The sequence below is a fragment of the Streptomyces sp. NPDC000348 genome (genome assembly GCF_042898795.1).
GTDB lineage: Bacteria > Actinomycetota > Actinomycetes > Streptomycetales > Streptomycetaceae > Streptomyces.
In genome coordinates, this window is the sequence record NZ_JBIAZD010000002.1 from 176583 (window position 1) to 200615 (window position 24033).

General features: G+C 71.8%; 21 protein-coding genes, 3 tRNA genes and 1 pseudogene. 10 read left to right on the forward strand and 15 right to left on the reverse strand.

What is annotated here, in order from left to right; all coding sequences use genetic code 11:
* The first annotated feature begins 227 nt into the window (after positions 1-227).
* From ACFY3N_RS04680 to ACFY3N_RS04690, 3 genes are all read left to right on the forward strand, one after another.
* On the forward strand, positions 228-1007 hold the full coding sequence (locus tag ACFY3N_RS04680) for an HAD-IIA family hydrolase (RefSeq protein ID WP_390815182.1): 780 nt from the start codon (positions 228-230) through the stop codon (positions 1005-1007).
* Between the two features lie 90 nt (positions 1008-1097).
* A complete protein-coding gene (locus tag ACFY3N_RS04685; protein ID WP_390815183.1) occupies positions 1098-1781 on the forward strand; it encodes a sortase domain-bontaining protein in 684 nt (227 codons plus the stop codon).
* Between the two features lie 434 nt (positions 1782-2215).
* Positions 2216-3244 (forward strand): glycoside hydrolase family 6 protein, encoded by a 1029-nt coding sequence (locus ACFY3N_RS04690; RefSeq protein ID WP_390815184.1) that lies wholly within the window; start codon positions 2216-2218, stop codon positions 3242-3244.
* Positions 3245-3375: 131 nt separating this feature from the next.
* Here ACFY3N_RS04690 and ACFY3N_RS04695 read toward each other — a convergent pair whose 3' ends face one another.
* The 3 genes from ACFY3N_RS04695 to ACFY3N_RS04705 all read right to left on the reverse strand — a co-directional run bounded on the left by ACFY3N_RS04695 (position 3376) and on the right by ACFY3N_RS04705 (position 7855).
* On the reverse strand, positions 3376-5316 hold the full coding sequence (locus tag ACFY3N_RS04695; protein WP_390815185.1) for a galactose oxidase-like domain-containing protein: 1941 nt from the start codon (positions 5314-5316) through the stop codon (positions 3376-3378).
* Positions 5313-7316, reverse strand: coding sequence for a glycosyltransferase family 2 protein (locus ACFY3N_RS04700; protein WP_390815186.1), 2004 nt, complete (start codon positions 7314-7316; stop codon positions 5313-5315). Before ACFY3N_RS04700 ends, ACFY3N_RS04695 begins: the two co-directional genes overlap by 4 nt.
* A gap of 465 nt (positions 7317-7781) precedes the next feature.
* A tRNA-Lys gene (locus ACFY3N_RS04705) sits at positions 7782-7855 on the reverse strand.
* Between the two features lie 207 nt (positions 7856-8062).
* On the opposite strand from ACFY3N_RS04705, the gene ACFY3N_RS04710 reads away from it, so the two are divergent.
* The 3 genes from ACFY3N_RS04710 to ACFY3N_RS04720 all read left to right on the forward strand — a co-directional run bounded on the left by ACFY3N_RS04710 (position 8063) and on the right by ACFY3N_RS04720 (position 11389).
* Entirely contained in the window at positions 8063-9391 is a 1329-nt protein-coding gene (locus ACFY3N_RS04710; RefSeq protein WP_390815187.1) for a peptidoglycan-binding protein, read from the forward strand.
* An 87-nt stretch (positions 9392-9478) separates the two neighbouring features.
* Complete coding sequence (locus ACFY3N_RS04715; protein WP_390815188.1) at positions 9479-10657, forward strand: SPFH domain-containing protein; 1179 nt, start codon at positions 9479-9481, stop codon at positions 10655-10657.
* A gap of 126 nt (positions 10658-10783) precedes the next feature.
* On the forward strand, positions 10784-11389 hold the full coding sequence (locus ACFY3N_RS04720; protein ID WP_390815189.1) for a lytic polysaccharide monooxygenase: 606 nt from the start codon (positions 10784-10786) through the stop codon (positions 11387-11389).
* Between the two features lie 72 nt (positions 11390-11461).
* On the opposite strand, the gene ACFY3N_RS04725 is transcribed toward ACFY3N_RS04720, so the two are convergent.
* The 5 genes from ACFY3N_RS04725 to ehuB form a co-directional block, all read right to left on the reverse strand.
* A tRNA-Lys gene (locus ACFY3N_RS04725) sits at positions 11462-11535 on the reverse strand.
* A gap of 443 nt (positions 11536-11978) precedes the next feature.
* Positions 11979-12779, reverse strand: a complete 801-nt coding sequence (ehuA, locus tag ACFY3N_RS04730) for an ectoine/hydroxyectoine ABC transporter ATP-binding protein EhuA (protein ID WP_390815190.1) — start codon at positions 12777-12779, stop codon at positions 11979-11981.
* Positions 12769-13419: an ectoine/hydroxyectoine ABC transporter permease subunit EhuD gene (gene ehuD, locus ACFY3N_RS04735; RefSeq protein ID WP_390815191.1), complete on the reverse strand. Its 651-nt coding sequence runs from the start codon at positions 13417-13419 to the stop codon at positions 12769-12771. The genes ehuA and ehuD overlap by 11 nt, the downstream gene beginning before the upstream one ends.
* A complete protein-coding gene (gene ehuC / locus ACFY3N_RS04740) occupies positions 13416-14132 on the reverse strand; it encodes an ectoine/hydroxyectoine ABC transporter permease subunit EhuC (protein ID WP_390815192.1) in 717 nt (238 codons plus the stop codon). Before ehuC ends, ehuD begins: the two co-directional genes overlap by 4 nt.
* On the reverse strand, positions 14129-15043 hold the full coding sequence (gene ehuB, locus ACFY3N_RS04745; RefSeq protein WP_390815193.1) for an ectoine/hydroxyectoine ABC transporter substrate-binding protein EhuB: 915 nt from the start codon (positions 15041-15043) through the stop codon (positions 14129-14131). The genes ehuC and ehuB overlap by 4 nt, the downstream gene beginning before the upstream one ends.
* A gap of 116 nt (positions 15044-15159) precedes the next feature.
* Between ehuB and ACFY3N_RS04750 the strand changes: the two are divergent.
* The 3 genes and pseudogenes from ACFY3N_RS04750 to ACFY3N_RS04760 form a co-directional block, all read left to right on the forward strand.
* Positions 15160-15363: pseudogene (locus tag ACFY3N_RS04750) on the forward strand (decarboxylase); the annotation flags it as partial.
* Positions 15360-16091, forward strand: coding sequence for a decarboxylase (locus ACFY3N_RS04755; RefSeq protein WP_390815194.1), 732 nt, complete (start codon positions 15360-15362; stop codon positions 16089-16091). The pseudogene ACFY3N_RS04750 and the gene ACFY3N_RS04755, both read left to right, overlap by 4 nt.
* Positions 16092-16391: 300 nt before the next feature.
* Complete coding sequence (locus ACFY3N_RS04760) at positions 16392-17492, forward strand: LLM class flavin-dependent oxidoreductase (protein ID WP_390815195.1); 1101 nt, start codon at positions 16392-16394, stop codon at positions 17490-17492.
* Here ACFY3N_RS04760 and ACFY3N_RS04765 read toward each other — a convergent pair.
* Positions 17468-19324 (reverse strand): putative bifunctional diguanylate cyclase/phosphodiesterase, encoded by a 1857-nt coding sequence (locus tag ACFY3N_RS04765; RefSeq protein ID WP_390815196.1) that lies wholly within the window; start codon positions 19322-19324, stop codon positions 17468-17470. The genes ACFY3N_RS04760 and ACFY3N_RS04765 overlap by 25 nt on opposite strands.
* Positions 19325-19665: 341 nt before the next feature.
* Between ACFY3N_RS04765 and ACFY3N_RS04770 the strand changes: the two genes are divergently transcribed.
* The gene (locus ACFY3N_RS04770) at positions 19666-21000 is read left to right on the forward strand and encodes a M6 family metalloprotease domain-containing protein (protein ID WP_390815552.1); all 1335 of its coding nucleotides are present in this window, start codon (positions 19666-19668) and stop codon (positions 20998-21000) included.
* 45 nt (positions 21001-21045) lie between these two features.
* Here the strand turns inward: ACFY3N_RS04770 and ACFY3N_RS04775 are convergent.
* From ACFY3N_RS04775 to ACFY3N_RS04800, 6 genes are all read right to left on the reverse strand, one after another.
* Positions 21046-21119, reverse strand: a tRNA-Lys gene (locus tag ACFY3N_RS04775).
* Entirely contained in the window at positions 21110-21685 is a 576-nt protein-coding gene (locus ACFY3N_RS04780) for a bifunctional DNA primase/polymerase (RefSeq protein ID WP_390815197.1), read from the reverse strand. The genes ACFY3N_RS04775 and ACFY3N_RS04780 overlap by 10 nt, the downstream gene beginning before the upstream one ends.
* Before the next feature lie 151 nt (positions 21686-21836).
* Positions 21837-22157: a hypothetical protein gene (locus tag ACFY3N_RS04785; RefSeq protein ID WP_390815553.1), complete on the reverse strand. Its 321-nt coding sequence runs from the start codon at positions 22155-22157 to the stop codon at positions 21837-21839.
* Positions 22055-22549 (reverse strand): DUF397 domain-containing protein, encoded by a 495-nt coding sequence (locus ACFY3N_RS04790; RefSeq protein WP_390815198.1) that lies wholly within the window; start codon positions 22547-22549, stop codon positions 22055-22057. The genes ACFY3N_RS04785 and ACFY3N_RS04790 overlap by 103 nt, the downstream gene beginning before the upstream one ends.
* A gap of 103 nt (positions 22550-22652) precedes the next feature.
* Entirely contained in the window at positions 22653-23021 is a 369-nt protein-coding gene (locus tag ACFY3N_RS04795; RefSeq protein ID WP_390363806.1) for a helix-turn-helix domain-containing protein, read from the reverse strand.
* Positions 23018-23374: a type II toxin-antitoxin system RelE/ParE family toxin gene (locus ACFY3N_RS04800; RefSeq protein ID WP_390815554.1), complete on the reverse strand. Its 357-nt coding sequence runs from the start codon at positions 23372-23374 to the stop codon at positions 23018-23020. Before ACFY3N_RS04800 ends, ACFY3N_RS04795 begins: the two co-directional genes overlap by 4 nt.
* Between the last annotated feature and the right edge of the window lie 659 nt (positions 23375-24033).

Here is a 24033-nt window from a genome sequence, read left to right on the forward strand (position 1 = left end):
GGTGGGGCGCGAGCGGTCGTGGGAGCGCTCCCGCCACCTCAGGCTGCGACGCGCACGGCACGGCGGCAACGCGTGATTGCGCCACTTTCGCGCCGCCCGGCGCACCCACCGCTCCCGCCCCGCCGCCCGTCCGCCCGCCGGTCGAACCGTATCCGCCGTTCCCTCAAGATCCGGGTCTGTTTAGGCTGGGGCGCACGCAGGACCGCGTACGGCAGGAGATCCCGCACATGGCAGACCGCAAGCCGATCGAATCGTGGCTCACCGACATGGACGGGGTGCTGATCCACGAGGGCGTACCGATCCCCGGCGCCGACGCCTTCCTCAAGAAGCTCCGTGAGTCCGGCAGGCCCTTCCTGGTCCTCACCAACAACTCGATCTACACCCCGCGCGACCTGCACGCCCGGCTGCTCCGCATGGGCCTGGAGGTGCCGATCGAGAACATCTGGACCTCCGCGCTCGCCACCGCCAAGTTCCTGGACGACCAGCGACCGAACGGCTCGGCGTACGTCATCGGCGAGGCCGGCCTGACCACCGCGCTGCACGACATCGGCTACATCCTCACCGACCACGAGCCCGATTACGTGGTCCTGGGGGAGACGCGGACCTACTCCTTCGAGGCCATGACGAAGGCGGTCCGCCTGATCAACGACGGCGCCCGCTTCATCTGCACCAACCCCGACGAGACCGGCCCCTCCACCGAGGGCCCGCTCCCGGCGACCGGCGCGGTGGCCGCGCTCATCACCAAGGCGACCGGCAAGCAGCCGTACTTCGCGGGCAAGCCGAACCCGCTGATGATGCGCACCGGGCTCAACACCATCGGGGCCCACTCCGAGAGCAGCGCGATGATCGGCGACCGGATGGACACCGACGTGCTGGCCGGCATCGAGGCCGGGATGCAGACGTTCCTGGTGCTCACCGGCCTGACCCGGACCGAGCAGGTGGAGAACTTCCCGTACCGGCCGTCCAAGGTCGTGGACTCCATCGCGGACCTCGTCGACCTCATCTGACGCCGTTCACCCGTACGGAGCAGCCGCCGCGCCCACGAGGATGCGGTACCGGAGTCCGCGCGGGACCCTCCAGGTGTCTGGAGGTACACGATGGGTTCCCCGCGAATCACTCTCCGTACGGGTTCCCCGTCCGGCACCGGGCAGCTGCTCGCCGGTGTGGCCTGGGTGGTGCTGCTGCTCGGGCTGTGGCTGTGGGGCCGTGAGCAGGGCGACGTACCCGCCGGGACGTCCGGGACCGCCGCCGGCGACATGGCGGCGGCCGGACGGCCGCCCGGGGGCGGACTGTCGCCCGCGCACCGCCCCCTGGCCCCCGCGGCGCCGCGGCGCCTCGACGTCCCGGCCCTCGGCATCCACGTACCGGTGATGGCCGACCGGCCCGGCAGGCACGGCAGGCACGGCAGGCCCGACCGGCCCGCCCGGCCGGACGCGGTCGGCTGGTACGCGGACGGGGTGACGCCGGGGGAGCCCGGCACCGCGCTGATGGTGGGCTCCGCCGGCCTCCGGCGCGTGGCCGCCCTCGAGCCCGGCTGGACGATCTGGGTGGCCCGCGCGGACGCCGGGACCGCCGAGTTCACCGTGGAGGACGTCCAGGTCCTCGCCCGCGAACGGTTCGACGCCCGGCGGATCCACGAGCCGCGCCACGAGGGACGGGCCGAACTCCGGCTGGTCGCCTGCGACGAGGACCCCGGCCGGCGCGCCGGCGGCTGCAGGGCCGACGTGATCGTCTCGGCGTACCTGACCGGAACCGGCCCCCCGCCCGCCACCGGCTCCTGAATCCCGCCCGCCATCGGATCCTGAACCCCGCCCGCCCTCCGGCCCGGCCGGCGGCCCGCTCCCCGGAGGCCGCCGACCGGGCCGGTCCTCGACCGCGCGGGGTCCGGGCCGCGGGAGTGACCCGGCGACCGGCGCGGGAGGCCGCGGTGGCACGTGGTGCCCGGGAGCACCGGCCGGTTCCGGTGGGCACGACTCTAGAACGGGAACGGGCCTTGCCCAAGGGGTGATTGACGCCAAGTCCCGGGCCGGTCGCGGTCCGTGATCCCCGCAGCCGGCTCCCGGCCACCGGGCCGTACGGCCCGGCCGGGCGCGTCCGTGCCACCGGGCTGTAACAGCCTGCGGGCAAGGTCGGGTTCGGCCTCGTGGGCGTCGCGGGACGTATGTCAGGATTGGGGCTCGGAGCACATGGAACAAGTGCGCCCAAGGGGGGCTGGATGTACGGCAGCAGGGGGATCGGGGCGTTCGCCGGGAGGCGGGCGGCCGCGGTGGCGCTGGGGGCGGCGCTGCTGGTCACCGGATGTTCCTCCGCGGACGACGAGGGGGACGAGCCGGACGCCGGCGCGGGGATCACGCAGCAGCCGAAGGAGTCCGACCCGTTCTGGGTCAACCCGGACGGCACCGCCGCACGGCAGGTCGCCCGGCTGGTGAAGGACGGCAGGAAGGCGGAGGCCGACCGGATCCGCAGGATCGCCCAGCAGCCCGTCGGCGAGTGGATCAGCCCGGAGAACCCCGAGGAGCAGGCCCGCGGTTTCACCGAGGGCGCGGACAAGGCCGGCCGCACCGCGCTGCTGGTCCTCTACAACATCCCGCACCGCGACTGCGGCCAGTACTCGCAGGGCGGCGCCGCCGACGGCGACGCCTACCGCGCCTTCGTCGACGGTGTCGCCCGGGGCATCGGGGACCGTCCGGCGACCGTGATCCTGGAACCCGACGCGGTGCTGCACCTGGTGGACGGCTGCACCCCGGACGAGTTCCACGAGGAGCGCTACGACCTCCTCAAGGGCGCCATAGCCAAGCTGACGGGCCTGAAGAACACCAAGGTCTACCTGGACGCGGGCAACGCCGGCTGGGGCGACCCCGACCAGATCCACGAGCCGCTGAAGTGGGCGGGCGTCGACCAGGCGGACGGCTTCTCGGTGAACGTCTCCAACTTCTACTCCACCGAGGACTCCATCGCCTACGGCAAGCGGCTCTCCGCCAGGATCGGCGGCAAGCCCTTCGTCATCGACACCAGCCGCAACGGCAACGGCCCCTACACCGAGGGCGCCGCGGACGAACGCTGGTGCAACCCGCCCGGCCGCGCCCTCGGCGAGACCCCGACGACGAAGACGGCCGACCCCCTGGTCGACGCCTACCTGTGGGTCAAGCGCCCGGGGGAGTCGGACGGCGAGTGCAAGGGCGGCCCGAAGGCGGGCGAGTGGTGGCCCGAGTACGCCCTGGAACTGGCCGAGGGATCCGGGTAACGGAGAAGTTCCCCGCGCCCGGGGGCGCGGGGCTGTGACGCGTGCGGCTGCCGCCGCGCGGGCGCGCCCGGCCACAGCGCCCCCGCGCCCGGCGACGCACCCGCGGGAGCGCTACGGCACCCGCGGGAGCGCTACGGCACCCGCACCCACTGCGCCTTGCTGGGCGTCCCGGCGCCGTCATTGACGAACAGCATGTACCACCCCGACTGGACCAGGTTCCTGTTCTCCGGCACCGTCACGGTGATCTTGTCCCCGTCGGCCTTGAAGTCCACCGCGATCGACCGCTGGTCCACGTCCGTGACGTGCGTGGACGCACTCGGCCGGATCAGCCGCGCGCTCTTGACCGAGGCCGCGTCCGCGGAGGTGAACGTGCCGGACCCGCCGCGTGCGATGGTCTTCGGTCCGCCCGACAGGTCGGGCTGCTCGTCGTCGCCGTACAGGTACGGCGGGGTGTAGATCTCGATGCGCTGCTCGAACTCGCCCGGCTTGGTGTTGGCCTTGTCGGCGTAGAGCGAGTCGGAGCCGAAGACCATCACGCGGCCGTCGGGCAGCAGGATCGAGCCCGAGTGGTAGTTGCGGCCCACCAGCGGGTCGGCGACCCGCCGGAACGTGTTCTGCTCCGTGTCGTAGATCCGCGCCTCGAGGATGTTGGAGTCGCCGCGGCCCCGGTAGTCCTCCGAGCCGCCGGTGACCAGCACCTCGTCGTTCGGCAGGATCGACGCCTGCGGGTAGCGGGTGCCCTTGTCCAGCGAGGGGCCGTCCACGAACTTCGGGTCGTCGGCCTTGAGGTCGACGATCCGGGTCTTCTCGCTGGAGAGCTGGGACTCGCCGACCCCGCCGCCGCCGATCACCATGTACTTCTCGTCCTGCGCGGGCGGCAGCAGCACCGTGCCGGACGTCTCCATCATGTCGGGGTCGCTCAGCCCGGGGACCTTGGTGAACCTGTTGGTCTCCACGTCCCAGACGCCCGGCTCGCGGCCCACGTCGTCCGGTCCGTAGCCGGCGTTCGAACCCGAGTAGAAGACCTTGCCGTTCTGCATCAGGAACAGCGCCGGGTACGTCGGGAACTGGCGGACCTTGTCGGTGTAGGCCCACTCCTTGGTCTCCGGGTCGTAGATCTCGTTCTTGCCCGGGACCAGCTGGCCGATGTCGTCGAGGCCGGAGACGCTGAGGATCCTACCGTCGCTCAGGGTGGTGAGCGTCGGGTACCAGCGGGCCTCCTTCATCGGGTCGACCTTGATGTACTTCTCGGCGACCGGGTCGAACTCGTAGGCGTCCCGGATGCCCTGGAAGTCCTTCTTGTCCAGGGCGAGCTTCTCGGCGATGCCGTACGTGTTGCGCGCGTCGGCGCCGGTGAGACCCCGCACCTTGTAGTTGTCCTGGGTGCCGGTCTCGTACGTGGCGCCTTCCTTCTGCGCCTCGACGTAGATGCGGCCGACGCCCGGGGTGGTGCCCAGGAACTCGCCGGTCACCGGGTCGAAGTTCTTCTCGGCGCGCGGGACGAGCACCGGGTCCTTGGAGACGAAGGTCTTGCCGTTCTCCTTGCCGGTGAACCTCGTGCCGGCGGGCAGGGTGATCGGCTTGTCCGGGTTCTCGTTGTGGACGAGCATCAGGCCGCCGGCCTTCTTCACGTCACCCTTGAGCTTCTCGTACCGCTTGGTGCCGCCCGCGATCAGCAGGTTGCCGTTGGCGAGCTGGGTGTGGCCGGTGCAGAACAGGTCGGTGGGCGTCGGCACCTTCTTGACGGTCCCCTTGACGGGGTCCCAGATCCGGGTGTCGTACTTCTTCGCGTCGAAGTTGTCCTGGTCGTTGCCCGAACCGGCGACGAGGAGCACCTTGCCGGTGCGCAGCAGCGCCGCGTGAATGGTGTTCTGCCGGTACTCCTCCGGGAACTCGACGATCTCCCACTTGCCGTTCTCGGCCTTGTACCCGGGCTGGTCGATCTTGTACTGGTGGTACTTCTCGGTGCCGAAGCGGTACAGCCACGGCCCGTTCATCCCGGCCAGCGCCAGCACCACCGCCGTGCCTATCGCGATCCGACGGGCGCGACGGCGGCCTGCACGGTCCTTCATTCCTTACGTCCCCCAAGTCCACCCAGGGCGATTTGCATGGTCTGGTCGTTTCCGGGGGTGTCCCCGGTGCCTCCGGGTCCGCCGTGCGAGGCGGCCCAGGAGGGCCGGTCCTGCGGGGCGTGCTGCTGCGGCATCTGCGGCGGTTCCTGCGTCCGGGGCGCCTCGGCGGCCTCCGGCCGTCCGTCCCCGGCGTGGGCGCCGGGCTTCTTCCGGTCCCGCCGCATGCCGTGCCGCCAGGCGAACATCGGTGCGGCGGTGATCAGCAGGGCGAAGGTCGCCCAGATCACCATCGCCGGGTGCGCGTGCCCGTAGACCAGGCCCGCGGCGATGGAGCCGGCGAAGATCAGGATGAAGTACCAGTGGTACCGGAAGGTTCCGAACCAGGTGTCCGGGCTGGCCGAGTCGCCCTTCGGGGTGACCACGAACTTGCTCTTCCTGCGCAGCACGGAGTCGATCAGCGCCTTCGCGTACAGCGGCGCCGACAGCGCGGACATCACCATGCCGGCCACACCGCCGGAGCCCTCCGGCTCGTGCGGCGAGACGTTGTGCCGGCGGTTCCAGACGTACAGGCCGATCTGCAGGGCGGAGGCGTTGCCGTAGAGCATCAGCCAGACCGTGGGGTCGATGTTCACACCCGAGGCGCCCAGGCCCAGGAACAGCGCACAGCTCAGCGCCGCCAGGATCCAGTTCAGGGCCGACATCGGGTAGAAGATGATCATCATCGTGTAGTTGAAGAGCTTGCTCGGCGGGAGCGAGTACCAGCCCTTCCAGTACTGCTTGAGGATCGTCTCGTACGTACCGCGCGACCAGCGCATCTGCTGGGTGAAGAAGTCGGTCCAGGCGTTGGGGCCCTCACCGACCGCGAGCACGTCCGGGGTGTAGACCGAGCGCCACTTCCTCCCCGTCGCCGGGTTCCTGTGGCGGTGCATCTCGAAGCCGGTCGCCATGTCCTCGGTGATCGAGTCGTACAGACCGCCGATCTGCTTGAGCGCCTTGATGCGCACGGCGTTGGAGGTGCCCACGAACATCGGCGAGCCGTAGCGGTTGCCGGCGCGCTGGATCAGCGCGTGGAAGAGGAACTGCTGGGACTCGGCGGCCTTGGTGACGAAGTTGTCGTAGTTGCCGTAGACCTGCGGGCCGATGACGAAGCCGACGTCGGGGTCGCGGAAGAAGCCGAGCATCCGCTCCAGGTAGTTCGGCAGCGGGACGTGGTCGGTGTCGACCGAGGCGAAGAAGTCGTAGTCGTCGCCGTGCGCGTCCAGCCAGGCGTTGTAGTTGCCGTGCTTGGTCTTGGCGCGGTGCGCGCCCTTCTGCTGGTTCCACTTCGCGACGCCCTTGCGGGAGAAGTGGTGCACGCCGAGCCGGGCGCAGACATCCTTCACCTCGGGGTCGTCGCCCTCGTCGAGCAGCCAGACGTGCATCAGCCCCCGGTGGCGGATCCTCACGGCCGCCTCCAGGGTCTTCGTCACCATCTCCAGCGGCTCCTTGCCGGGCACGAAGGAGGTGAGGAAGGCCACCCGGGTGCCGGTCTCGGGCACCACCGGGACCGGGTCGCGGGCGACCAGGGTGGCGTGCGCGTTCGACAGCACGTTCATGCAGCGGAAGAACTCGATCAGGCCGATCGAGACGAGCATGACCATGTCGAGGGCGGGCAGCCACGCGAACTCCACGTAGTCCCGCTCGGTCCAGTGCGAGGGCTGCAGCAGCCACACCAGCAGCACCAGCGACAGCACCGGGGCCGCGGCCAGCATCAGCGCGATCCGGATGCGGTGCGGCTCCTGCCCGATCAGCGAGCGGTACTGCACCTTGTACGGTCTGTTCGGATCGGGCTGGGTGAGGGGACCCGCGAGCCGGCTGTAGTGCTCGTAGTCGTATCTCGGCAGCGTCTTCTTGATCCGGCGGAACGCACCGGTGTTCCCGTTCCGATGCGCGGGCACCCTGAGCTGGGTGGTCTGGGACGGGTCGTCGTCCCTCCCGGCGCCCGTCGGCGTCGACGTCATGAGTCATCCCCCCAACACACGGCGGTCGCCGCGTGTCTCGTCGCTTCCTTCGCGTCCGCTCCGGTCCCCCTCGACCGCCACGGACACCTCAGTGATGGACCGCTGTCACCACGTCACCCACACCTTATAGACACGGCACAGCGCTGTTCCGGTTGCATGATGCCCCCCTCGGCACCGCTCCATGAAGCGGGTCCCTGGCCCGCCTCACCGGCAACCGGCTCCTCGTCCCCAATCGCCGCGAAACCGCAGCAACGTGAAGGACCCAGGTTCTACGGTGCCCATCATGATCGCAAGATGCGAAACACGGTGTTCACCGGTCATACGGGCCCATTGTGAACGCTGGGGAAGGCCCACGGGGCCGTTGTTGCATACGTGCGCCGAGGGGGTTGCGTTCAACGGCCGCGAGGGGGTATCCGGCCAAAAACCGACGGGCCCCTCGTGTGCACGAGGAGCCCGTCGGGTCGGTGCGCCGCCAGGGACTCGAACCCCGGACCCGCTGATTAAGAGTCAGCTGCTCTAACCAACTGAGCTAGCGGCGCGCGCTGACGGCGTAACTCTACAGGACCCCGGCGGGTGCTTTTGACCACCGGCCGTGCGGCCGTCATCCGCGGTCCGCGTCCGCCACGGGCCCGGTCCACCGCCCGTACATCATTCGGACCGTCAACATGCGCGTGCGGAGGACGGTTGCGAAACTGACCGTCGTGCACGGACGTGGCGAAATCGACCGGGAATGTGAGGGGAATCGCATGGAGTCTCCGGTGTTCGAGGAAATCGATCCGGCGGACGACTGCGACTGCCCCGGCTGCGCGCATGGGCGACGCGTGCTCCCGCATTCCGGGACCGGCCGTTTCCCCGGCCGTCCGGCGGCTCACCGGAGCGCTCTCGTCGTGGCCGCCGTGACCTCCGCCGCGATCACCGCGCCCGCCGCCCCCGCGGTCGCCTCCCCCCAGGCCCAGCGGCCCGCCGATCCGGACGTTCCCGCAGGTGACGAGCCCGGAACCCCGCAGGGAGTGCGGGCTCCGCTGCACGGCCCCGGCGGTCGGGCGGACCCGCCCGCGGGCCCCGCGCGGGTGCCCGCGATCACCCGCGCGGAGATCGTCGAGCGGGCCCGCGCATGGGTCACCCGGAAGGTTCCGTACGGCGTTTCCTCGTACTGGTCGGACGGTTACCGGCAGGACTGTTCGGGTTATGTCTCGATGGCCTGGCGGCTGCCCGGCAACGAATGGACCGGCAGCCTCGGGACATACGCCGAGAGAATCACCAAGGACGAACTCCAGCCGGGCGACATGCTGCTCTTCCACAATGCGGCCGACCCGTACAGCGGATCCCACGTCGTCCTTTTCGGCGGCTGGGCGAACACCGCCCGCTCCCAGTACGTCGCCTACGAGCAGACCGCGCCGCACACCCGTGAGAAGACCACCCCGTACGCCTACTGGAACAACTCCGCGCGCTATGTCCCGTACCGCTACAAGGGGGTGAGCGACGGAGCGGCGGGGGCGGAGGCGTCCCTCCCGGCGGGCCGGACCCCGTTCCCCGGAGCGGCGTATTTCGGCCCCGGCGCGGAGAACGAGTACGTCGCCGAGCTCGGCCGGCTGCTCGCCGCCCGCGGTGCCGGGCGCTTCCGTCCCGCTCCTCCCGGACCGCGCTGGACGGACGCGGACCGCAGGGCGACCCGGGCGTTCCAGGAGGCCCAGGGGTGGCGGGGCGCCGCGGCGGACGGGCTGCCGGGGCCGCTGACCTGGGAGCTGCTGGTGACCGGCGGGGGCCGGGACGTTCCAAGCGGAGATTCCGCTTCCGCTTCCTTGGCCCCGGCGCCCGCCCCCGCCCCGCACGGGGCGCCGGGCTATCCGGGCCGGGCGTCGTTCCGGCCGGGCGCCGTCAACGACCATGTCACGCGGCTCGGCGAGCAACTGGTGAGGAAGGGGTTCGGCCGGCACTACACGAAGGGGCCGGGACCGCGCTGGAGCGAGGCGGACCGCCGCAACGTGGAGGCCTTCCAGCGGGCCCAGGGCTGGCGCGGCGGCGCGGCGGACGGCTTTCCGGGCCCGGAGACCTGGCGGCGGCTCTTCGCCTGACCCACCCCGGGCGCGAGGCGTTCCCCGACGCCCGCGCCCCTCGAAGTGACCGGTGTGACGCATCTGGCGCGGAGGCTGGAGGCACGCATGACCACGACGACATCCCCCCTTCCCGAGAACGTCCCCGAGCCCGGTGGTCCGGTGGACGGCGGCGCGGCGGCCGCCCGGCCGGCCCGGCTCATCCACACCGAGTCCACCACCGAGATCCCCGTCCACCTGCTGTTCCGCGACGCCTCCGGGCCGGCGCCGGTGCGGCTGCCCCCGGCGGTCGTCGCCCGCCGGGCGGACGCGGACGGGAAGGCCCCCGGGGGGCAGGGCGCGGGCGAGCGGCCCCGGCCACGCGGTCCGGCCGCCGAGCGGTCCCGGCCCGCCGTCCCGCGGACCGACCCCGAGCTGGTGGAGCGGCCCGCCCGGGTGCTGCCCGGTGTCGCGGGGGTGTTCGCCGGGGTGTGCGGGGCGGCCGGCTGCGTGGCCACCTCGTGGTGGGCGGGCGTGCTGCCGCCGCTGGTGGCGGAGGCGCTCGGGCCGGCGGCACGCGCCGGTGCGGCGGGGCTCGGCCCCGCGCAGTGGGCGGCGTACGCGGGGGCCGGCGCGCTCGGCCTGTTCGGGTTCGGCGGGCTGGCCCGCGGGCGGACCGGGCGGGCCTGGGTGCTCGGTCTGTTCGGCCGCTACCGGGGGACCGTCCGGCGGACCGGGCTGATGTGGGTCAACCCGCTGCTGCTGCGCCGCCGGGTCGACGTGCGGCTGCGGCACTGGCGCGGTGAGCCGCTGCGGGCGGCCGACCGCAGCGGGGTCGCGCTGCGGGTGTCCGTCCTGGTGGTGTGGCGGGTGCGGGACACCGCGCGGGCGACGCTGGGCGTCGAGGACCACGAGGCGTATCTGCGCGCGTGCGTCGAGGCGGCGCTGGTGCGGGTGCCGGTGGCGGCGCCGGGCGCCGGCGAGGGCGCGGTGGAGGCGGCGCAGGACGCGCTGACCCGGCTGGTGGCGGCGGACACCGCGCCGGTGGGGGTGGAGGTGTTCGCGGTACGGCCGGTCCGGGTGGAGTACGCGCCCGAGGTGGCCGCCGCGATGCACCGGCGCCGGATCGCCGCGCTGGACGCCCAGCACCGGGCGAGCGTGCTCGGCTCGGTCGTGGACTCGGTGGAGGACACGGTGACCCGGCTGACCATGCGCGGCCTGGTGGAGCTGGACGACTACGAACGCAAGGTGCTGGTGAGGGACCTGACGGTGGCGTTCTGCGCGGGACGGGGGGAGACGGGGCCGTGAACGGCGCGGGAACGGACCCTGCGATTGGTATGGACATGTTCAGTTCACGGCCATAATCTCGGACTTGGTCTAGACCTACCTGCACGGCTCACGGAAACTCCCCCCACGTTCACCAGGAGCGGCAGCATGCGCACAAGGACCAAGATGTACGCGGCCGCGGTGGGACTGGCCACGACCGGAGCACTCGTGCTCTCCTCCGGTGGTGCCAGCGGCCACGGCTACACCGATCTGCCGGTCAGCCGGCAGAAGCTCTGCCAGAACGGCTCGGTGACCAACTGCGGATCCATCCAGTGGGAGCCGCAGAGCGTCGAGGGCCCGAAGGGCTTCCCCGCCTCGGGGCCCGCCGACGGGCAGCTCTGTTCCGCGGGCAACACGCGGTTCGCCCAGCTCGACGGCGCGCGGACCCCCTCGGGCGGCGCCTGGCCCACGACCCCGGTGTCCGGCGGCCAGAACTACACCTTCCGGTGGCAGTTCACGGCCATGCACGCCACCACCGACTTCACGTACTACGTCACCAGGCCGGGCTGGAACCAGAACCGCAACCTGGCCCGGTCCGACCTCAACCTCACGCCGTTCCTGACCGTGCCCTACAACGGCCAGCGGCCGCCGCAGACGCTGTCGCACAGCGGCCGGCTGCCGTCCGGGCTCAGCGGGCACCACGTCATCCTCGCGGTGTGGACGGTCCACGACACGGGCAACGCGTTCTACGCCTGCTCCGACGTCACGTTCTGAACGTCCCGCACGCGCTGAACACCGTCCGGGCATGTCAAAGGGCCCCTCGCTCCCACGAGAGGCCCTTCTCGGTGCGCCGCCAGGGACTCGAACCCCGGACCCGCTGATTAAGAGTCAGCTGCTCTAACCAACTGAGCTAGCGGCGCATGACTCCCGCCGTCCGCTTTCGCGGTCGGCGACAGGAAAAATAATACCCGGTCCCCGGGGATGGTCCGCACCACCGCCGGCTCGTCGGTGACGGCGGCACCGGGGCCGCGTCGCGGCCGAGCGCGTCGGCGCCCCGGCGGGGCGGCGGGCGCGCCGGCCAGGCGGGGACGGCACCGGACGGCCCACCGGGGAGCCAGCCGTGACCGTGCCGGCCGCGTACTCCTGGAGGGTCGGCACCGGCACGGCGGGCGGCCCACCGGGGAGCCGACCGTGACCGTGCGGACCACGCCGACCGTGCGGACCGCGCGGATCACGCCGGTCGCGTACTCCTGGAGGGCCGGCACCGGCACGGCGGGCGGCCGCGCCGCCGGCCCTCCTGGCGGGTGCCAGGGGAATGCTCCACGGGGTGGACCCCGGACACCGCCCCGCTCACGGGCCGCGACTACAGCACCGCGCTGAGGAATTCCCGTGTCCGGTCGTGCTCCGGCTCGCTGAAGATCTTCTCCGGCGCGCCCGCCTCGATGATCCGGCCCGAGTCGAACATCAGCACCTGGTCGGAGATGTCCCGGGCGAAGTTCATCTCGTGGGTGACGCAGAGCATGGTGATGTTGGTGGAGCGGGCGATGTCCCGCAGCACGTCCAGGACGCCCGCGACCAGCTCCGGGTCCAGCGCCGAGGTCACCTCGTCGAGGAGCAGCACCCGCGGCCGCATCGCCAGCGCCCGCGCGATCGCCACCCGCTGCTGCTGGCCGCCGGACAGCTGCCCGGGGCGCTTGCCGAGGTGGTCGGTCAGCCCGACCATCTCCAGCAGCTCCCGCGCCCGCTCCTCGGCCGCGTCCTTGGACATGCCGAGCACGGTGACCGGGGCCTCGGTGATGTTCCGCAGCACCGTCATGTTCGGGAACAGGTTGAACTGCTGGAACACCATCCCGATCTTCTTGCGGACCTCGCGGACCTGCTTCTCGGGCGCCGGGAACAGCCGGTCCCCGTCGACGGTGATCGTGCCCTCGTCCGGCTTCAGCAGCGTCATCAGCAGCCGCAGGATCGTGGTCTTGCCCGACCCGGACGGCCCGATCAGCGTGACGTGCTTGCCGGCGTCCACGGAGAAGTCCAGGTGGTCCAGGACCGTGTGGTCCCCGAACCGCTTGGTGACCTGCTCCAGGCGGATCAGCTCGCCGTTGCCCCCCGGGCCCCCGGGCCGCTCGGGCTTCTTGTCGAACGGGGCGTGGGTGTCAGTGGACAAGGCGTCGCTCCAGGGCTCGCAGGGCAAGGGAGGCCAGGTAGGAGATGACGACGAAGGCCACGCCGATCACCGTCAGGGGCTCGGTGAACCGGAAGTTCTGCTGGGAGAACAGCCGTGCCTCGCCGAGCATCTCCAGCACGGTGACGGCCATCAGCAGCGGCGTGTCCTTCAGCATCGAGATGACGTAGTTGCCGAGCGCGGGCACCACCCTGCGCACGGCCTGCGGCAGGATCACCGCGGTCCACGTCCGGCGCAGCGGCAGGTTCAGCGCCGTCGCCGCCTCCCACTGGCCCGCCGGCACGGCCTCGATGCCCGCGCGGTAGACCTGCATCGTGTACGTCGAGTAGTGCAGCCCGATGGCGAGGACACCGGTGGTCAGCGCCGAGAGGGTGAACCCCCACTCGGGCAGCACGTAGAAGAGGAAGAACAGCTGCACCAGCAGCGGGGTGTCGCGGACGAACTCCGTCACCGCCCCGACCGGCCAGGTCACCCAGCGCGTCGGCACCCGCATCAGCAGCGCCCACACCAGACCCAGCACGAAAGAGATCAGCGAGCCGAGGACCAGGATCTGCAGGGTGACCAGCAGACCGTCCCGGAAGTGCGGCATGAAGTCGGCGACCGCGTTCCAGTCCCAGTTCATCGGACCGCACCTCCCGCGGTGGTGGTCCCGGGCAGCTCCGGCTCCACGTCCGGCTCGCGGACCGGCGCCTTGCCGACGCCCGCCTTCAGCCTCTTCTCCAGGCCGCGCATGCTCCGGGTGAGCAGGAAGGCGATCACGAAGTAGACGACCAGGACGTACGTGTAGATCTCCGCGCTCTCCTGGAGCGCCAGACGCACCAGGTTGCCGCTGAACGCCAGGTCGCCCATGCCCATGATCGACACCAGGGCGGTGCCCTTGAGCAGCTCGACGAGCAGGTTGGAGAAGGGCGGGATCATCTCCGGCACCGCCTGCGGCAGCAGGATCAGCCGCATCCGCTGCCAGGGCGTGAAGCTGAGCGCGATACCGCCCTCGCGCTGGGCCGGGTCGACCGCGGCGAGCGCGCCGCGCACGATCTCCGCGCCGTACGCCCCGTAGGTCAGGCCGAGTGCCAGCGTGCCCGCCCACAGCGGCACCAGCTGCCAGCCGAAGGCCGGGGGCAGCACGAAGAACACCCAGAAGATCATCACCAGTGCCGAGGTCCCGCGGAACACCTCGGTGTAGAAGCCCGCCAGGAAGCGGACGATCCACAGCCGGTGGGTGCGTGCCACGCCGACCGCGAAGGAGACCGCGGTCGCCAGCAGCGCGCTGAGCACGAGCAACTGGACCGTCACCCAGACGCCGTCGAGTACGAGTTCCCAGAGTCCCGGGGTCATCCGCCGCAGAGCTCCTTCGCGGTCAGCTCGGTCATCTCGGCCTTGCTGAAGCCGAAGGGACTCAGGATCCGGAACACGTCGCCGCTCTTCTTCAGCTTGCGCAGCTCCGTGTTGAAGGCGTCGCGCAGCTTCGTCTCGGTCGGCCGGAACGCGAAGGCGCCCCCGGCGAGCTGCGGTTCGCCGTTCACGATCGGAGTGAAGGGTTCGGTGACCTCCGCCGTCGAGGACGTCCGCACGACCAGGCGGGAGGTGACCGCCGTGGCGGTGAAGAAGTCCACCCGCCCGGCCTCCACGGCGTTCAGCCCGGCGACCTGGTCGGGGACGATGAGGATGTCGTTGCGCCGGTAGCCCGCCTCCATGGCGTGCTCGATCTGGGCGTACCCGGTGCCGGTGGCGATCCTCGCGCCCTTCTCGAACGCGTCCTTGTAGTCGTGCAGGCCCTTCGGGTTGCCCTTGCGCACGACGAACGCGTCGGGCATCTGGTAGTCGGGATCCGCGAAGACGACCTGCTCGCAGCGTTCGGGAGTGACGTACATCCCGGCCGCCACGACGTCGAACTGCTGGGAGTTCAGCCCGGGTATCAGCGAGCCGAACTCGGTGGGCACGGGCTGCACCCGGTCCACGCCGAGCCGCCTGAAGACGACCTTGGCCAGCTCCGGTGCCTCGCCGGTCAGGTCGCCGTTCCTGTCGATGTAGCCGAACGGGATCTCGCCGGCTATGCCCAGGCGGACGACGCCCGCAGCCCTGAGCCGGTCCAGCAGGTCGCCGCCGCCGGTGGCCGCCGCCGTGGGCACGCGCGAACAGCCCGCCGCGCCCAGCGCGCCGAGCGCCGCGGCCCCCACGAGCAGCGATCGGCGTGAGGGCCCGGAGGCCGCTCGGGATCGTCCCAGTGGTTGCAGTGGTGGAGCCATGGCGGCGCGGCTACCCGAAGCGATGCGAGTTATTCCGGCCGGTTCCGGTCCCGTTCGGCGACCGGGCGGCCCCGACCGGCGCGGGACGGCGGGGGAGAAGGCCCGGCGGGCGACCGGAAGCAGAAAAGTGCATACCGGTCATCTCGGTCAATCAGGTGACCGGGTGGGCGGCGTTGCGCCGACGGGGTACCCGAGCGGTGGGACCGTATCGGGCGCTGATCGGCGCGCCGGCACGCTCCGGGACCGTACAGCCGGGCCAGGCGTCCGGTCCCGTGCTGCCGGACGCGCCGGAAGAGAAGCAGCAGGAAGGCTGGACATGACCGCACTGGGATTCCTCTACCCGGGCCACTTCGCAGAGGACGACTATCCGCGTATCGAGCAGTTGCTGGGCAGCGACGTCCGGGTGGACCTGGTGCACACCGACCTCGGTGAGGACGCGCACCGGGTGGAGGCGCTGCTCCAGATGGGCGCACCCGAGCGGCTGGCGGCCGGCCTCCAGCAACTGCGCCTCTCGGGCGCCGAGGCGGTGGTGTGGGCCTGCACCAGCGGCAGCTTCGCGCACGGCTGGGACGGTGCCCACGAGCAGGTGCGCAGCCTCGCCCGGGCGGCGGGCATGCCGGCGTCGTCGACGTCGTTCGCCTTCGTGCACGCGGTGCGGGAGGTCGAGGCGCGGCGGGTCGCCGTCGGCGCGCCCTACCCGGACGACGTGGCCGTGCTCTTCGCCGAGTTCCTGCGGGCCGGCGGGGTGGAGGTCACCGGGGTGCGCGGCTTTGGGGCCGTCACCGCCGCGGAGGTCGGCGCCTGGGACGAGGGGGAGCTGTTCGCCCTGGCCCGCGCGGCCGACACCCCGGACGCGGACGCCCTGCTCCTGCCGCACACGGGCCTGCACACGATCGCCCACCTCCCCGCCCTGGAGAAGGAGCTCGGCAAGCCGGTCCTCACCGCCAACCAGGTCACCGCCTGGGAGTGCCTGCGGCTGGCCGACCGCCGGGTGAACGCCCCGGAACTGGGCGCGCTGTTCACCCGGGAGCCGATCGTCCAGGTCTGACCGTCCCGCACACGGAAGAACCCCGGTCCCGCTGACGCGGGCCGGGGTTCCGTATGGAGCGCCGGGCAGGCCTTGCACCTGCATCTCCCCGCAGGAAGCGGGGCGTCTTTCCTTGGACCACCAACGCGTGGTCACTTTCGGGGGGTGATCCCCTCAGCGACAAGATGATCGTATCGCATGATCGCCGGGCGCGCACACCGCCGGGTGGCGCGGGCCGGCCGGCCCGCGGGGGGAATAACCGGGGACCGTCTCCTGTTACGTCGCGCAGCGACCGTCACACCCCACAGGAGGCACCCCACCATGGCCGCAGACGCCGCAGAGGAGATCCGGGGCACCGCCCACGGCACCGCACCCGTCCCGCTCTCCGTGCTGGACCTGGTGACCGTCGGCGCGGGCCGGACCGCGAGCGACGCCCTGCGGACCGGCGTGGACCTCGCCCGCCTCGCCGAGTCCCGCGGCTTCCACCGCTACTGGGTCGCCGAGCACCACTCCATGCCCGGGGTGGCCTCCTCCTCGCCCGCCGTGATCCTGGCCCACCTCGCCGCCCACACCGGGCGCATCCGCCTCGGCTCCGGCGGGGTGATGCTGCCCAACCACGCGCCGCTGGTCATCGCCGAGCAGTTCGGCACGCTGGAGGCCATGGCGCCGGGCCGGATCGACCTCGGTCTCGGCCGCGCCCCCGGCACCGACGGGGCCACGGCGGCGGCCCTGCGCCGCTCCGACCGGCTGAACGAGGGCGCCGACGACTTCCCCCAGCAGCTCGCCGAGCTGACCCGCTTCCTTGACGACGACTTCCCCGACGGCCACCCCTACCGGCGGATCCACGCCGTCCCCGGCCCGGTGCAGGCGACGTCGCCCGGCGGTGTGCAGTCCCCGCACCGCCCGCCGATCTGGCTGCTCGGCTCCTCCGGCTTCAGCGCCCGGCTGGCCGGCGTGCTCGGCCTGCCGTTCGCCTTCGCCCACCACTTCTCGGCCCAGAACACCGTCCCCGCGCTGGACCTCTACCGCGAGACCTTCCGCCCGAGCGAGGTCCTCGACGCGCCCTACGCCCTCATCGGCGTCTCCGCGCTCGCGACGGACGACGAGAAGGAGGCCCGCCGCCAGGTGCTGGCCGCCGCGCTCAACATGGTCCGGCTGCGCACCGGCCGCCCGGGACTCGTGCCGACCCCGGAGGAGGCGGAGGCGTACGACTTCAGCCCGATGGAGCGGGAGTTCGTCGACTCCTGGAACGCCAACGTCATCCACGGCACCCCCGACGAGGTCCGCACCGGCCTGGACGAGCTGCAGAAGCGCACCGGCGCCGACGAGCTGATGCTCACCGCCAACGCCCACGGCGGCGACGTGCGCCTGCGCTCCTACGAACTGATCGCCGACGCCTACGGATTGCCCACGCCCGCCTGAACCCCGGGCGTGCCCAGCAGCTCGGAGATGCGGTCCGGCGACACCGGGCGGGAGTAGAGCCACCCCTGGCCGGTGTCGCACCCGATCCGGCGCAGCCGGGTGGCCTGCGCAGAGGTCTCCACGCACTCCGCGGTGACCGTCAGGCCGAGCCGGTGGGCGAGCTGCACCATCGCCTCGACGATGACCTCGTCCGCCGGATTCGGCGGGGCGGCGGCGCGCTCCTCGTACTGGAAGCCCCGGACGAAGGAGCCGTCCAGCTTCAGCACCGACACCGGCAGCCGGCTGAGGTAGGCCAGGTTCGAGTAGCCGGTGCCGAAGTCGTCGATGGCGATGCGCACGCCCATGTCGCTGAGCGCCTTCAGGACCTGGATCGGCCGGCCGGACGAGCCCATCACCGCCGACTCGGTCAGTTCCAGCTGGAGCAGCTCCGGGGCGAGGCCCGTCTCCTCCAGGATCTCGGCGACGTCCGCCACCAGGTCGGAGTCCCAGACCTGGCGGACCGCCACGTTCACGCTGACGAAGATCGGCGGCTCGTCCGGATGCTCCACCTGCCAGTCGCGGGCCTGCCGGCAGGCGGTGCGCAGCACCCAGCGGCCGAGCGGCACGATCGAGCCGTCCTCCTCCGCCAGTGAGATGAACCGATTCGGCGTCAGCGTGCCGAACCGCGGGTGGTGCCAGCGGATCAGCGCCTCCACGCCGTGCACCCGGTCGTCCTCCATGCCCACCAGCGGCTGGTACTCCAGCGCGAACTCGCCCCGGTCGATGGCCGGGCGGAGCGTGGAGGCGAGGGCCTGGCGGGTCACGCGGGAGGCGTTGCGCTCCGGGTCGAACAGCGTCCAGCGGGCCTTGCCGTCGGCCTTCGCCCAGTACAGCGTGGTGTCGGCGGCCTGCATCAGCGCGGTGGGCGTGGTCCCGGCGGCGTGCCGCTCGACCACCCCGATCGACGCGGACACCGACAGCTCGCGTCCGGAGAGGTCGAAGGGGGCCTGGATCGCGTCGAGCAGCGACTCGGCGAGGTCGGCGAGCTGTTCGGTGCCGGTGGAGTCCTCGACCAGCAGCGCGAACTCGTCCCCGCCCAGCCGCGCGACCAGCGGCGTGCCGGTCCTGGCCCGGCCGGCTTCTTCCGCGCAGCGCGTCAGCCGCTCGGCGACGGCGGCCAGCAGCTGGTCGCCGACGTGGTGGCCCAGGGTGTCGTTGACGGCCTTGAAGCCGTCCAGGTCGAGGTAGCACAGCCCGATCCGGCCGGTGCCGCCCTCCTCGTACGACTCCGCGTCCAGCGCGGCCGTCAGCCGTTCGAAGAACAGGGAGCGGTTGGGCAGCCGGGTCACCGGGTCGTGCATCCGCAGGTGCCGCAGCTGGGCCTGGAGCTCGCGGTGGTCGCCGATGTCGGTGACCGACAGCAGCACGCCCCCGTCGCCGGCGGGCAGCGCGGCGACCGTCACCCGCGCCCACAGCACGTGCCCCTCCGGGTGCTTCAGCCGGCGCGTGCAGCGCAGCCCGGCCCGTCGCCCGCCCAGCAGCTCCCGGTAGGCGTGCCAGGTGCGGGCGTCGGAGGCCAGGTCCACCAGATCGGCGGCGACGGCACCGGTCAGGGTCTCCGGGTCGCGGCCGAGCAGGGCGGCGAGGGCCGCGTTGGCGCCGGTCACCATGCCCTCGCGGTCGACCACGGCCATGGCGAGCGGCGCCACCGTGAAGACGGAGCGGTACGACGGGGCGGAGAGGGCCGGCGGGGGCGGGGACTCCGTACGCGGAGAGGCAGTGATCTCACTCTCCGTGACGGTCGGCCGGTTGGGTCCTGTCGCGGGCGCCGGCCCTTCGGACGTTCCGCTCACCGCTCGCTCCCGCAGTGCACTCGATCGCTGTCCGTGCAGAAAGTCTCAGAATCTCAGGAAAGTGTGCCGATCATAGAGGCCCGCGTCGGGGCCTTCCAGCCACTTTCCGGTCTCCGGGACGGATCCGCATCTCTGCCCGATCGTTTCTGCTCACGGGTGGACGGGTTCTGCGAGCCTCCGACCAGTTGTGACGTTCCGTGAGTGCGCGGGGTGTCGGTCCCGCCCGCTCCCGCCCGGATGTCCGCGTTTCTCACTCGTCCGGTGCAGCCGAACAAGGCGTAGTACGACAAACACACACAATCTGGGTGCGGTGTCCCGTGAACCGTCTCCCGGAGGTCCCCGTGCCGCGTCAGCTCACCCCGAGAGGACTCGGCCGTGGGACCCTCCGGGAACGACTGGGCCGATCGGGTGTGCCGGGTGTGCCGGGTGCACGGCCCCGGCTGCGCAGCACCGCCGCGATGTGCACCACGATGTCGGCGCTCGCGGCGACCTCGATGGTGAACGTCCCCTCCGTCGCCGAGCCGTTCTCGGCGGCGTCCTGCGCCCTCACCCGCACCGCCGCCCACCACTCCGAGGGCCTGGACACCTGGAACGCCGCCTACCCCCGCCCCGCCCGGGGTCTGGACGCGGTGATGGTGTTCCTGTCCTTCCCCGACTCCCACCCCCTGACCACGCCCGCCGAACTCGCCGCCGACCACTTCCCCGCCACCAGCCGCTTCTTCGAACAGGCCTCCTACGGCAGGTTCACCCTCCGCCCGCACGCCCTGCGGCAGTGGTTCCGGATGCCGCGCCCGTCCACGGCGTACGCCATACAGCGCGACTGGACCGTCGCCCACCGGGCCGCCTACCTGCGGGACGCGCTCTCCGTGGCCGACCGGCACGTCGACTTCTCGCGCTACGACATCGTGTACCTCGTCGCCGACCCGGACGCGCCGGGCGTGGACTCCGACGCCACGAAGGTCGTCAACCTGGACACCCCGCTGCGCGCCGACGGCACCGACATCCGCCGGGTCGTCACCGTGTTCGAGAACCATCCCCCGGACCGGCTCGTCCTCGCGCACGAGACCGGGCACGTCTTCGACCTGCCCGACCTCTACCACCGGCCCGCGGACGGCAAGGGCGACTGGGACACCCACGTCGGCGACTGGGACCTGATGGGCAGCCAGTTCGCCCTCGCGCCGGACCTCTTCGGCTGGCACAAGTGGAAGCTGGGCTGGCTGGAGCCCCGGCAGGTGCGGTGCGTGCAGGGCGCGGGGCCGGTGCGGCTGACGCTGGAGCCGCTGGGGGCGGGGCCCGGCACACCGGTGACGGGTGCCGCGGGGGCGCCCTCCTTCGGGCTGGGGCGGGGCACCAAGCTCGCGGTGGTGCGCACCGGGCCCGACAGCGTGCTCGCCTTCGAGGCCCGCGGGCCGGTCGGCAACGACCGCGCGGTCTGCCGGCAGGGGGTGCTGGTGTACCGGGTGAACAGCGGCACCCGGTCGGGGCGCGGTCCCGTCGAGGTCGTCGACGCCCACCCGCACACCGAGGCGTGCCGGCAGGACTCGGTCTACCCACCGCTCGCCGACGCCCCGGTCGCCCTCGGCGAGAGCTTCACGGTGCCGGGGGAGTCCGTACGGGTGGAGGTGGAGGGGCGCACGGCGTCGGGGGCGTGGACGGTGCGGATCAGCACCCGGTGAACGCGAAGAGGCCCCTCGCTCTCGCGAGGGGCCTCTTCCGTGTCGTGCGCCGCCAGGGACTCGAACCCCGGACCCGCTGATTAAGAGTCAGCTGCTCTAACCAACTGAGCTAGCGGCGCCTGCTGACGTCGTAGACATTAGCATCACGTCCGGCGGGAGGAAAAATCGATATCCGCACGGCCGCGCGGGCCGCCCGTACGGCCGCCCACAGCAGGACCTCCGGGCCCGGCAGCCAGGGGTGACGGGTGTCGGGGGCGACGAGCCAGCGGGAGCCGGCGCGGGGGGTGGGCGCGGGGACGGTCACGGCGTCGCCGGGGCCGTGGCACAGCAGCGGGGGAACGCCGTCCGTGCGGGTGCCGCGCGCGCCCCACTCCTCCCACTCCATGAGGGCCGGGAGCCGCTGCGCCGTGCCGGGCGCGGCGAACAGCAGCATCCGGCCCCGGAACTCCGCCACCGGACCCGAGCCCGGCCCCTCGTCCCACATCCGGTCCAGCATCCGGCGCCCGAAGATCGCGGGCGAGCTCACCACGTCGAAGACCACACCGCAGGGCAGCACGACCGGGGCGTCCGGCCGCTCCCCCCAGTGCGCGAGCGTGCTGCGCGGATACGTCCCCGCCGAGGCGAGCCAGACGGCGCCGTCCGGGGTGACGCCGCTGACGTCGGAGGTGTTCCGTGTGCTGCTCATGACGGACAGGTCTACCCGCCGTGACGGAGCGCTTCCGCAGGGTTGCCGAAACCGGGGACGCGGGGGCGGGGGAAGGGGTATCTTGCCCGCCCGGCATATGCCCGCCTGCATGGGCCCGTACGGGCTGTGCGGGCTGTGCGGGCTGTACGGGCTACGCGGGGTCGGCGTGCCCGGGGCCGCCGCCCTCGCCGCCCCGTATCAGGTCCCGGCCGAACTCGACCATCTTCTTCGCGTAGTCCTCGGTCCACTCGGCGCGCTCGGCGATGTCCGCCGGCGTCAGCCGGTCGAACCGGCGGGGGTCGGCGAGCTGGGCCGCCGCCATCGCCTGGAACTCCGTCGCCCGGTCCGCCGCGGCGCGGAACGCGAGCGTCAGCTCGGTCGCCCGCTCCAGCAGCGCGCGCGGATCCTCGATCGACTCCAGGTCGAAGAAGTGCTCGGGATCCGAGGCCGCCTCCGCGGGCTCGAACAGCAGGGGCGCGGGGCGTAGCCGCGGCTGGTCCCGGCGCGGCGTGTGCTCCGCCATGACTTCTCCTTCGTACGTCGCGGTCGACCCCCCTGGAGGGCGGGCCACCGTCCATTGTCCCGCGCCCCCGCAAGAGTGCCGGGGGGCTGCGCCCTCGGGCGCCGCGTGAATGGCTGCCCAGCCGTCCGGGGCGTATGCACGGGCCGCTGTTCCTTGCCGGGGACCTCGAGGGTGCCGAGGTGGGCGGTGAACGCGGAGGCCGGGAAGGCGAGCGTGGCCCGCTCCGGGTCCTTGGAGTGACGGACGGCTACGTGCGGGTGATGGTGGGTGATCTCTATGCAAGCGTTGCCTTCACCGCCGCCCGACTGGGACGACTTCTTCCAGGTGTCCGGGGTCGTCATGGCGGACCTCACAGCTCCTTCGCCGGCCTGTGGATGAAGTCACGCGCACGCTCGGGATCGAGTGACACCGCCTTCCGCCCTGCGGAAAGCGTTCAACAGCGGTTCAGGCCACCGAGGAGGCTGTGCCCGGCGGTGCCTCGTCCGGCCGGTGATCGTTGTGCGCGGTGAAGACGAAGGTCGAGTGGTCACCGTCCAGATCGATGGTCAGCGACGCGTCCAGAGCCTTGGCCAGGCGGGTGAGCAGCGGCAGAGTCGGTACTGAGTCGCCGCCCTCGATGTTGGAGATCTGGGGCTGGGTCATGCCCGCGCGCCGCGCCAGCTCGCTCTGCGACAGGCCGAGCCCCGTGCGCCGGTCGTAGACGGCCTGGCCGAGGGCGAAGGCATACCCGGCCTCCGCATAGGCGGGGGATTCTTCGACTCGTTCACCCAGGAGCTTCCGGGTCCGACGAGTCTTCCACTGGGAGTGGTTCACGAGCTCTCCTCCTCCGTCCGGTCGTAGCTGTGCTCGGCGGGTCCGTGGTCTGCTTCGCACACCTTCTGTGCCTGCTGTGCGCGCTCGACCTCGGCGTCCTCGCGTTGTCTGGTCTTGCGGAACACCGTCAGGAGCACGATTCGTCGCTCGGAAGCAAGCCAGTACGTGATGCGGACCGCGTTCCCGTCCATGGTGAAGCGCAGCTCGCGGAGCTTGCCGCCGAGATGAGGCGAGTACGGCTCTCCGAGAGTCGTCGGCTGAGCGGCAAGCATGTCGGCGGCAGGCTCAGCCTTGTCGTAATGCGGGTCCGAAAGGAGCGCCAGCCACTGCCGGACCTCCGGTTCGATCTCGATCTGTCACGGATTTCCCACGTCTCAGACTATACAGATATGTATATGGAGCGAGTCTTGCTTCCGCACCCCGGGGCCAGGCCTGCATCGGTGTGGCGGGGGGTTGGATTTCGTTCCATGTCAGCTGCACGCGCCGTCTGGTGGAGCCATACGGTGACTCGGGGCCGCGGAAACTGGAGCCTCTGGCCCGGCAGGTCATCGGGGAAGAGCTCGCCAACTCCCTTGAGGGCTTCCGTGCGCTGCTCGCCCTGAGGGGTGCCGGCCCCGAAAGTGGTCCCCTCATGCACCGCCTCCACGCCGTCGTTCGCGCGTTGCACTCGACGCATCAGCCGAACGAGGGAGAACTTGAATTGACGATCAGGGAGTTGGTGAGCGACCCCGAAGCGGAGGCCTTGCGCCACGAGGTCGTCGTATTCACCTACTTCGCGCTGACCCTGCTCCAGGTGTTCGGCAGGCCGGATTTGAGGAACGCCGCAGGCAGGGCCGGAGCAAGGGGGCCGAGGGCGAAGTGGAGCGGCTCGCTGAGGCCCGTCGGGAACTCGCTGTCTCCACCTACAGCGCGCAGTTGCTCCTCGACCGGTTCCGCGTCGCGTGGGACCTGCCGCTGCTCGCACCCTCATCGCCCTGACTCGTTACAAGAACCTGGGCTTACGCGGCCGGCC